The following is a 10,219-nucleotide window of genomic DNA, read 5'->3' as shown; positions in this document are numbered from 1 at the left end:
CTGCAAGATCTGAGGGTAGTAGTTTATCATATTGTTCCAGTAAGGAAAGGGTATGAATTTCAGTATTGGAAAACTCGGTACGCACATTTTGTTTACGGATCTGACGGGTAAGTCGTGTCACTAAGGTTCGAAACTGAACCGCCAATTCGTAATCTTGATTTGCCATTTAAACTAAATTAACTTTATAAAGATAAGAAACATATGACCATTCAATTATCATTAAACAACAAAAAAATATTATTTTTGTAAAGCTGCTTTACTATATTTTGATTTATGAATATCTTTCGCTCACTTAAATACTACAACTACAGGCTACATTTCACCGGGCAGGCCATATCCCTTATTGGCACATGGATGCAAAGGGTAGCAATTAGCTGGTTAGTGTACCGGCTCACAGGATCTGCTTTTCTATTAGGATTCATCACTTTTGCAAGTCTTATTCCTTCTTTATTCCTCTCCCCTTATGCCGGTAGTTTTATCGACCGTCACGATAAATTTAAAGTATTACTGGTTACTCAGGCGGGACTAATGCTTCAAGCCGGATTATTAGCCCTGATGATTTGGTTTCAATACTACAGCATCATGTGGATTGGAATACTTAGCTTATTGCAAGGAATTATTAATTCGTTCGATGTAACAGCCCGACAAGCTTTAATGGTAGATCTTGTAGATAATAAGGAAGATTTGCCCAATGCTATCGCTCTAAATGCAACTGTATTTAATTCAGCCCGTTTGGTTGGTCCCGCATTAGCGGGTATTATACTCAGCACCTTCGGTGAAGAGATGTGCTTTACGATTAACTTTGTCAGTTTCATCGCTGTACTGATTTGTTTGTTATGTATGAAACTGGACATTAAACCCAGCATGAAGGCTACTGAAAATATCTGGTCGGACCTGAAGGAAGGGTTTTATCATATAAAAAATTCGCCAAACGTCCTATCATTAATATTGACCATGGCAGCTTCAAGCTTACTGATCATCCCTTTTATCACACTCCTACCTGTGTTTGCGAAAGATATTTTTCATGGGGATGCAGGAACATTCAGCTGGTTTGAAAGCGCTGCAGGCCTTGGCGCTTTGTTTGGTGCCATCTATATGGCGCGCTTACGGAAAGGAATAAGTCTGCATAAGGTTACCATCATCTCCGGATTTATTATGTCATTTTCCGTTATTGCTCTTTCTATAGCCCCATCATTAGTGCCTGCACTTATTTTTACTGCAGCCGCAGGAATCGGCTTAATGGTACAAAATTCATCCATCAATACGTATATACAAACGCATTCTACACCTGAAATGAGGGGAAGAACGATTAGCTATTACATTATGGCTAACCAGGGAATTCTCCCTATAGGAAGTTTATTGATTGGATTTTTGGCCCATCTCTATGGCGCGCAGACGGTCGTATTTATTGAGGGGATTGCGGGATTTATAATTACAGCCGCTTTGCTTTATTATAAGTTGATCCGTAACGTGATTAAAGGTAAATTATATCCCATTCGGATTAAAGAGATGTTAAGAACAAGCAGTTAAATAAACTGAGCAGTACTATAAATGAAGAAATAGGTGCAAGCTAAAATAGTCACACCCATTTCTTTCCCTTTATCTGGGCGTAGTAGAACTTCCAGAGCTCATTGAATCCATTCCTGAAGGTGAAGGATTACCTGTAGCGGAACCCGATCCAGATGTTGTGCTACTGTTGTCTGAACTTATGGAATCAGTCATTGTTGGTGTACCACCTGTAGTGTCCATTGAGGAATCCTGCATCATGGTAGAATCTGAACTTTGATCATTTGTCTTGCTAGAACCACAACTTGCTAATGCCATACTAGTGATTGCAATAACTGCTAAAAGATTTAATTTCATAATAGATGATTTTAATTACAAAATAATTTCCTTTGCTAAAAGTTTTGCATGACTCAAAAATTTCTTTTAAAACACGTGTTTATCCAAAAAAACAGGTATATATCGTTTTTTAAATACAGGAGCCTGATAGATACAAATACAATCTAATGTAACAGCCTTACAAAATAAATATTTGCTGTTCTAGATCCGTTCTCAGCTGCAAACCGATAACTTAATCAGCATACCTTTCGCTTTCTCATTACCTGCAACACCAATGAACATGAATTGAGGAATCGAAAAGATACCATTTACTTTCATCATTAGCAGCTTTATTCTTTTTGAAAGAGCTTAGATTCGTTTATTGGTTAGCCGATAAGAAACAAGTGATCAATACTATACACTTGAATTAATAGATAATAAACTTAAATTTAAAAATTATAGCATAACAGAATTCATTTACAAAAATATAATTGTTGAGTGGCTATATTAGAAAAGAAATGATAAAGAACTTGTAGGGAAAAGACTGTTTGATCTTTTTATTTTATCTTATAAACTTCTACTATATAAAATTTTTATTAACCAATGTGACATAAGGCACATACAATGTAAGATTTACTTCCGTCTTTTGTGCGAGTTATAAAAATTACCCATATGAAGTATGTAATTATAGGCGCTGTAGCTGGCGGTGCTACCACAGCCGCACGATTAAGAAGAATGGACGAGCATGCCGAAATAGTGATCTTCGAAAAAGGAAAGTATATTTCTTATGCGAATTGCGGACTTCCATATTATATTGGTGATGTTATAAAAGACCGAAATAAATTATTTGTACAAACAGCAACTTCTTTTACACAACGATTTAAAGTAGATGTGAGGATCGGTACTGAAGTAACTGATATTAATGCTGAGCAAAAGACGATTACGGCTATTCAACTTGAAACTGGCAAAACGTACCAGGAAAGTTATGATAAGTTAGTTTTATCACCTGGAGCTTTCCCCGTTCGTCCGCCGCTACCGGGCATTAATATGGAAGGCATTTTTACCGTCCGCAATGTGGCAGATACCGATTACATCAAAAATTATATCAGCCAGTTTAACGTAAAGAAGGCAGTTGTTGTGGGAGCCGGGTTTATTGGTCTTGAAATGGCTGAAAATTTCCATGAACTAGGAATTGATGTTACAGTGGTAGAAATGGGAGATCAAATTCTTGCCCCCGTGGATTTCCCTATAGCAGCAATAGCGCAGCAACATTTACGGGATAAAGGAATCCATCTTTATCTGAATACTGCTGTAGAAGGCTTTATTAAAACGGATGCTCGTTTAAAGGTACAGCTCAAAGATGAAACGGATATTGATGCAGACCTGGTGATCCTTTCTATAGGCGTAAAACCCGATACATTTCTTGCAGTAAAAGCCGGATTAAAATTAGGTGATGCCAAAGGTATCCTTGTAAATGAATATATGCAGACTTCTGATCCTGATATTTATGCAGTTGGGGATGCGATTGAATTCCCAAATCCTATATCCGGACAGGCAACGATTACCTATTTAGCAGGACCAGCCAACAAACAAGGACGAATCTGTGCAGACAACCTGGTATTCGGCAATAAACACACGTACAAAGGATCAATTAATACCGCTATTGTAAAAGTATTTGATTTAACAATAGGTGTTGCAGGGATGGCAGCCAAACAATTAAAGGCACAAGGAATTGAACATATTGTTTCTACGATTCACAGTAATTCGCATGCCGGTTATTATCCCGGAGCTAAGCGTATGACTATTCAAATTGCTTTTTCGCCTGATAATGGCACATTGCTGAGTGCACAGGTTATTGGGAAAGAGGGAGTGGATAAACGCCTGGATTTACTAGCTACCGTCATTAAAAACAAAGGAACGATAACTGATTTGACGGAGATCGAACATGCTTATGCCCCACCCTTTTCATCAGCTAAAGATCCGGTTAATATGGCTGGTTATGTAGCAGAAAACATACTTTTAGGCCGGTTAAAGATTATGCAATGTGAAGAGATCGCCGATGCAGATGAATCCATTGTTATACTGGATGTGCGCACCTTAGCAGAACACGCTGCCGGCACAATACCAGGATCGATATTGATTCCTCTGGATGAAATCAGGGATCGGCTGAATGAAATTCCTCGTGACAGAACACTTTATATTTTCTGTCAGCAAGGTTTGAGAGGGTATTTAGCTCAACGCATACTGGTGCAAAGCGGATTCGACAGTGTGTTTAATCTTTCTGGCGGATACCTGTTATGGAAAAGCTATTCGGATGAGATTTCTCTTCAAAAAAAAGAGGTACTGGTTTAAAACCAATACCTCTTATATTTTAATTAATTTGGTAGATTACCAAATTTTAATCCGCTTATCTACTGGTAAAAACATCTTCTCGCCTTCTTTAACGTTAAACGCATTATAGAAAGGTGTAAAGTTCATCAGTGGTACATTCACACGATACTGTGCTGGTGAATGAGGATCGGTACTGACCTGCAGACGTAATGATTTGTCTTCTCTTTTCTCTTTCCATACACGAGCGAAAGATATAAAGAAACGTTGATCGGGTGTTAAACCATCAATCTTTATTGTATCCTGACCTTGTTTAGTCAGCTTAAAGGCATCATAAGCAATAGCTATTCCACCAATATCAGCCATATTCTCGCCAGTTGTTAACGCACCATTGATATGAAGCGTATCGATTGCTGTAAAACTACTATACAGATCTATAACCTGTTTAGACTTAGCCTTAAACTTGACGTTATCTGATACAGCCCACCAGTTTTTAAGATTACCTGTCTTGTCATATTGAGAACCCTGATCATCAAATCCATGGGTCATTTCATGACCAATTACCATGCCTATAGCACCATAATTAATTGCATCATCTGCATTAAGATCAAAGAACGGAAATTGTAGAATTCCGGCGGGGAATACAATCTCGTTGATAGTGGGGTTATAGTAGGCATTGATCGTTGGAGGAGTCATGCCCCATTCTGTCTTATCAACAGGTTTGCCCACTTTATTAATTTGGTAAGCAAATTCCACTTTATCGCAAGCGACAATGTTCTCGAAGTACCTTGAACGGTCTATAGAAACTTTACTATAATCTTTCCATTTTTCAGGGTAGCCGATTTTCTTAATAAAAGTATGCAGTTTTTCTTTGGCTACCTTCTTTGTGCTATCGGTCATCCAATCCACCTTACTGATGCGGCTATCAAAAGCTTTTTGCAGATTATCAATCAGCTCCATCATTCTACTTTTGGCATCTTCCGAGAAATGCTTTTTCACATAAAGCTGACCTAATAATTCACCCAGATTAGCATCAGCACTTCTGTAGATACGTTCCCAGCGAGGTTTAATTTGTTTTTGACCGGAAAGCACTTTCGTATATTCAAAGTCAGCATTTTCGAATGGAGTACTTAATGCCATTGAAGCATTCCGGATGATATGTGCGGCAAGATAGGCTTTCCAGATATCCAAAGGGGTGCTTTTAAGCAAGTCATTCACTTTAGCGTAATAGGCAGGCTGACCTATATTTACCGAATCTGTTTTAACACCAATCAAGGCTAAATATGCACTTGGTTTTAAAACAGGCATCGTTTTATCCAGATCGGAAACGGCTGATTTGTTGTAGTTCTTCTGCGGATCGCGCAATTCTACATTGGTACGATGACTTTCTGCCAATTGTTTTTCGAAAGCATAAACAGCCTCCGATTTCTTGGTTGCGGTACTCTGATTGTCACCTATTAATACAAACAGTTTAGTAATACATTCTTTATATGCTTTTTGAATTGCTTTGGTCTCGGCGTCTGTTTTAAAATAATAATCGCGGTCAGGTAAACCTAAACCAGTTTGATACAGCGCAAGGATATTAGTAGAGCTGTTTTTCTCATCAGGACCAACATAAAGACCCGTGAAGATTGCAGATTGCTGTTTCTCCATTTCAGCTTCGAACTGCAAAACCTGCTGTGGAGTCTTGATGGCATTAATTTTGTCCAGATAGGGCTTAATAGGGGTATAACCTAATTTTTCAATGGCAGCAGAATCCATACCTGAGGCATAGAAATCACCTACCTTTTGTTCGAGAGTTCCCTTCACTGCTTCTGAAGCAGCTGACTCTTCGAGTAAACTTTTAATATTCTCTTTCGTTTTGTTGTACAGTTCGTCGAAAGTACCAGTACTGGTTTGTGTAGAAGGAATTTTAGCTGTTCCGATCCATTTACCATTTACATATTGAAAGAAATTATCACCCGGATTTATAGAAGAGTCTAAACTCGCCGTTTCTATAAATTTTTCGGAACCGCTTTGAGTTCCTTTATTACATGCCGTGAGGCCTACCAGGAGCGTTGCCATGGATACATAAGAAATATTCTTAATTCGCATATTGTATGGAATAATTTTAAAGACTGAACGGGGAAATTACAAATTTATTTAGCAATTAAAAAAATTTGTATTTAGAATGACACCAGCATACGTCATAAGCAGTATAATTTACGGTTGTGCATAAAATGATATTCCATTGGTGTAATAAGAACTGGAGGATACCGTTTTTACCCTATAAAAACTATACACTTATTTTTTGTTCTTTTTAATCATGAAAAAACTACTTTTTTTTAGCTTAACCTTTTTACTCTTCCATTTCGCACAAGCACAGGATACTGATATTCCTTTCAAGAAGAAGGATTATCCTCTTGATGCCAATAAAAAACTATCGTATTCGATCATTCAGGAAGTGCCAAAAGCGTCTAAAGACGAACTATATTCCAGGGCATTATCCTGGATCAATGAAGCCTTTAAAGATCAACCCGGTGTAATTAAACTGCAGGACAAGGACAACGGCAAGATTGTCATTGAAGGATCTACCGAAGACAGTTATAGCGTTAAAACTTTGGGCGTATTGGTTCCAAAAAAATACTATCAAAATGTAAAAATGGAATTCTCTATTAAAGATGGCAAATACAGGTTGATAATGAGTCCCTTTCAGATAGAAAACATTGCTGCTCGCTTTGGAGGATCGTACATTCCTTCTTCCAAACGTCCGATTGAGAGATATTACGAACAAATACCCGATTCCTATTCTTTTAATACCCTTACTTCTTTAGAGAAAACACAATTGTATAGCTCTAAAACAATACTAATTAAAGCAGGCAGGTTTGCTGATTCAACACTTTTGTCTGTTAAAGGATATATGGCGAAGGCAACGGTACCAGTTAAAAAAGATGACTGGTAATCAATTGAAGTTTGCACGGTAATCATTTATTAAAGGGAGCACGTTTGCTTTCTTTAATAAATTTTGAAATAGCGAAGCCGGTCACAATAGCATAAGTGAATCTATTTATCTTCCCTGGTAACTTACTTAACAATCAATCTGGACAGCTCTCATGTAGATATAAACAGCTTCTGGAGATTTGTAATGCTTATGTAAAACCATACCCAAAACTTCAACACCTCTACACTTTGTTAAACTAATATATTGATTTAAACACTTGATTAAATCAATATATTAGTTATTTTTGTCTCTATAAGATGTGCACCGTATGGCAAAGAAGACAAAAGAGGAATTAGATCTTTCGGCAGAGGAGAAAATCAAGGAGGCAGCAAGAAAGGTTTTTACTTTAAAAGGTTACGCCGCAACACGAACCCGTGATATTGCTGAGGAATCTGGTATTAATCTGGCGCTCCTAAATTATTATTTCAGAAGTAAGGAAAAGCTGTTTCATGTCATCATGATAGAGAAGATCCAAAAGCTTTTCGGCGTCATCATCCCCATCGCAAACGATACCAGTTTAGCTCTGGAAATAAAAATCGAGCTGATTGTAACCAATTATATTGATTTGCTTTTAGAGCATCCCGATCTACCATTATTTGTTTTTAGTGAGGTAAGAAATAATCCGGAACAGTTTATTCATTCAACAAAAGCCGATAACCTATTGCGCAACTCTTCTTTGATTAAACAAATTCAATTAAAGAAGCCGGATATCAATCCTTTACATTTTTTAATGAGTCTATTGGGTATGGTGGTTTTTCCGTTTATCGGTCAGCCTGTATTCACTGCTGCAGGGCTTGTAGACAAGGAAATCTTTCAAAAGCTAATGAATGAACGTAAGGTATTGATTCCCAAATGGATTAAAAGCATGTTAGAAGTGGAGTTATGAAATTAAAATGGATTCTGATCTTGCTCTGCTCAATGAGTATGAAAGATCTTCTGGCACAATCTACTGCTCCTTTTACTATTGAAGTTTGTTATCAGCTTGCAAAGGAGCATTATCCCTTAATTAAGAAGCGGGAATTGATTCTTCAGAACAGTAAATATTTGCTTCAGAACAGTTCAAAAACGAATCTTCCTCAATTGAATGTCAGCGGACAGGCTTCTTACCAATCGGAAACCGTTAGTTTTCCTACTATGGGTGCAGGCATTTCGTTTCCTTCGTTAGACAAAGATCAGTATAAGATTTTAGCGGATGTGTCACAGAACCTTTTAGATGGTGGGAATACCCGCAATCAAAAAGCAGCTATACGGGCGAATGAAGCGGTTCAACAACAGAGTCTGGAAGTGAACTTACAAGCTGTCAAGGAGCGTATTAATCAGGTTTACTTCTCCATTCTACTCCTGGATGAACAGCTGAAACAAAATGCAATCAGAATAAGTGACCTGAATAGTTCGGCAGCGAAGGTAAGCGCATTGATTAAAAATGGCACTTCTTTTAGAAGCAATATGGATGAGTTAAAGGCTGAACTAGTTCAGGCTGAAATGACGAATATTGAGATCCGGACGCAGTCGCAGGCTAATTTAGAGATGCTTTCTATCCTGACAGGGAGTACGATTACAAGCCCCTCTGAGTTAATAGTTCCTAAACCACTAAGCAGTCCGCCTACTATCAATAGACCCGAACTGAAACTATACGACTTACAAAAGAAGATATATGCCATAGACGAGCAAAAGCTGCAGACGGATTACTTACCAAAGCTGAGTGCCTTTTTTCAGGGAGGGTATGGACGGCCAACATTAAACTTTATCAAGAATGAATTTGGCCCCTGGTACATTACAGGCGTTAGATTAAACTGGGCATTCGGCAGCCTTTACACATTAAAAGACAATAAGAAAATAGTAAATTTAAATAGGCTGTCCATTGAGGTCGAAAGGGAAAGTTTCCTGCAGAACACCACAATAAATTTAACCCGGCAAACAAACGAAATACTCAAATTTAAAGCCCTCATTGAGCAGGATAGAAAAGTTATTGAACTTCGTGCATCTATCAAGAAAGCGGCTCAGGCACAACAGGAAAACGGGGTGATTACCATGCGGGATTATATTTCTCAGCTTAACGCAGAGAATAGTGCCCGTCAGACATTGATACTTCATACTATTCAACTATTGCAATCTCAATACAACTATCTATATACTTCAGGAAATTAATTATGAAACAGCTCTATATATCACTGTGTTGCTTACTATTCGTATCATGTTCCAATAAGCATGATTATGTCGCTTCCGGTAATTTTGAATCGGATGAGGTGATAGTTTCCGCTCAACAGAATGGCTTGCTGGAATCTTTTAACATCAAGGAAGGCTCCATACTGAAGAAAGACAGTTTAGTGGGACAGATCGATGTAACCCTGGTTAAACTTCAAAAAGAGCAAGCTGAAGCGACAATTCATTCTTTGCAGGAAAAAACAAGCAATCCGGAGCAACAAGCAGAAGTAGTAAAACGACAACTTTTGGTGCAGCAATCACAATTGAATCAGCAACAAAGGGAACGACTCCGGACAAAGAACCTTGTGGAAGCTGATGCGGCAACACAAAAGCAACTGGATGACCTGGATGCAGGTATTGATCAGCTTCAAAAACAAATTGGCGTAACGCGTCAGCAACTTAAGTTATATAATTCCAATACTTCTACTCAGAACCGCAGTATCTTGAGTGAAAGAGCCCCGTTGGAAGTTGGTGCACGACAATATCAGGAGCAAATTGATAAGGGACTGGTTATAAATCCAATTAACGGAACGGTGCTGACTACCTATATCCTGAAGGGTGAACTTGCTGCAATTGGTAAACCGCTATACAAAATTGCAAATCTAGAAACGCTGTACCTAAAGGCCTATATCACAGGCGATCTGCTTGCTGGCATTAAACTGGGTCAGGTAGTACGTGTTCGTATTGATCAAGGGGATAAGGAGTATAAAAACTATTCAGGAGTCATTTCCTGGATCGCTGCTAAGTCTGAATTTACCCCTAAAACAATCCAGACTAAAAATGAACGGGCCAATTTAGTGTATGCGCTTAAAGTCAGGGTTAAAAATGACGGTTACCTTAAAATTGGCATGTACGGGGAAGTCATTACGGCTCAGGATAAATAAT

8 protein-coding genes are annotated in these 10,219 nt (G+C 38.1%); 6 read left to right on the top strand and 2 right to left on the bottom strand.

What is annotated here, in order from left to right:
- Window positions 1-273 precede the first annotated feature (273 nt).
- Window positions 274-1,530, top strand: a complete 1,257-nt coding sequence (locus tag ADIARSV_RS15480; RefSeq protein WP_016196549.1) for an MFS transporter — start codon at window positions 274-276, stop codon at window positions 1,528-1,530.
- Window positions 1,531-1,599: 69 nt separating this feature from the next.
- Here the strand turns inward: ADIARSV_RS15480 and ADIARSV_RS15475 are convergent, their stop codons facing one another.
- Window positions 1,600-1,863: a hypothetical protein gene (locus ADIARSV_RS15475; protein ID WP_040300306.1), complete on the bottom strand. Its 264-nt coding sequence runs from the start codon at window positions 1,861-1,863 to the stop codon at window positions 1,600-1,602.
- A gap of 630 nt (window positions 1,864-2,493) precedes the next feature.
- Between ADIARSV_RS15475 and ADIARSV_RS15470 the strand changes: the two genes are divergently transcribed.
- Window positions 2,494-4,173 carry an FAD-dependent oxidoreductase gene (locus ADIARSV_RS15470; RefSeq protein ID WP_016196546.1) on the top strand — a complete coding sequence of 560 codons (1,680 nt, stop codon included), beginning with the start codon at window positions 2,494-2,496 and terminating at the stop codon, window positions 4,171-4,173.
- A 36-nt stretch (window positions 4,174-4,209) separates the two neighbouring features.
- Here ADIARSV_RS15470 and ADIARSV_RS15465 read toward each other — a convergent pair whose 3' ends face one another.
- Window positions 4,210-6,243, bottom strand: coding sequence for a M13 family metallopeptidase (locus tag ADIARSV_RS15465; protein ID WP_016196545.1), 2,034 nt, complete (start codon window positions 6,241-6,243; stop codon window positions 4,210-4,212).
- A 211-nt stretch (window positions 6,244-6,454) separates the two neighbouring features.
- On the opposite strand from ADIARSV_RS15465, the gene ADIARSV_RS20765 reads away from it, so the two are divergent.
- The 4 genes from ADIARSV_RS20765 to ADIARSV_RS15445 all read left to right on the top strand — a co-directional run bounded on the left by ADIARSV_RS20765 (window position 6,455) and on the right by ADIARSV_RS15445 (window position 10,218).
- Window positions 6,455-7,090 carry a DUF4468 domain-containing protein gene (locus ADIARSV_RS20765; RefSeq protein WP_016196544.1) on the top strand — a complete coding sequence of 212 codons (636 nt, stop codon included), beginning with the start codon at window positions 6,455-6,457 and terminating at the stop codon, window positions 7,088-7,090.
- 307 nt (window positions 7,091-7,397) lie between these two features.
- Window positions 7,398-8,015 (top strand): TetR/AcrR family transcriptional regulator, encoded by a 618-nt coding sequence (locus tag ADIARSV_RS15455; RefSeq protein WP_016196543.1) that lies wholly within the window; start codon window positions 7,398-7,400, stop codon window positions 8,013-8,015.
- The gene (locus ADIARSV_RS15450) at window positions 8,012-9,277 is read left to right on the top strand and encodes a TolC family protein (RefSeq protein WP_040300304.1); all 1,266 of its coding nucleotides are present in this window, start codon (window positions 8,012-8,014) and stop codon (window positions 9,275-9,277) included. The genes ADIARSV_RS15455 and ADIARSV_RS15450 overlap by 4 nt, the downstream gene beginning before the upstream one ends.
- Before the next feature lie 2 nt (window positions 9,278-9,279).
- On the top strand, window positions 9,280-10,218 hold the full coding sequence (locus ADIARSV_RS15445; protein ID WP_040300302.1) for an HlyD family secretion protein: 939 nt from the start codon (window positions 9,280-9,282) through the stop codon (window positions 10,216-10,218).
- Window position 10,219 lies beyond the last annotated feature (1 nt).

This window comes from Arcticibacter svalbardensis MN12-7 (assembly GCF_000403135.1).
Classification (GTDB): domain Bacteria; phylum Bacteroidota; class Bacteroidia; order Sphingobacteriales; family Sphingobacteriaceae; genus Arcticibacter; species Arcticibacter svalbardensis.
Note: the sequence above shows the minus strand (reverse complement) of the source record. Positions and strands in the feature narration are given on the sequence as shown.

Excerpts from the sequence above, each read along its gene's own strand:
- ADIARSV_RS15480 (WP_016196549.1), top strand. The coding sequence starts at position 274 with ATGAATATCTTTCGCTCACTTAAATACTACAACTACAGGCTACATTTC.
- ADIARSV_RS15475 (WP_040300306.1), bottom strand. The coding sequence starts at position 1,863 with ATGAAATTAAATCTTTTAGCAGTTATTGCAATCACTAGTATGGCATTA.
- ADIARSV_RS15470 (WP_016196546.1), top strand. The coding sequence starts at position 2,494 with ATGAAGTATGTAATTATAGGCGCTGTAGCTGGCGGTGCTACCACAGCC.
- ADIARSV_RS15465 (WP_016196545.1), bottom strand. The coding sequence starts at position 6,243 with ATGCGAATTAAGAATATTTCTTATGTATCCATGGCAACGCTCCTGGTA.
- ADIARSV_RS20765 (WP_016196544.1), top strand. The coding sequence starts at position 6,455 with ATGAAAAAACTACTTTTTTTTAGCTTAACCTTTTTACTCTTCCATTTC.
- ADIARSV_RS15455 (WP_016196543.1), top strand. The coding sequence starts at position 7,398 with ATGGCAAAGAAGACAAAAGAGGAATTAGATCTTTCGGCAGAGGAGAAA.
- ADIARSV_RS15450 (WP_040300304.1), top strand. The coding sequence starts at position 8,012 with ATGAAATTAAAATGGATTCTGATCTTGCTCTGCTCAATGAGTATGAAA.
- ADIARSV_RS15445 (WP_040300302.1), top strand. The coding sequence starts at position 9,280 with ATGAAACAGCTCTATATATCACTGTGTTGCTTACTATTCGTATCATGT.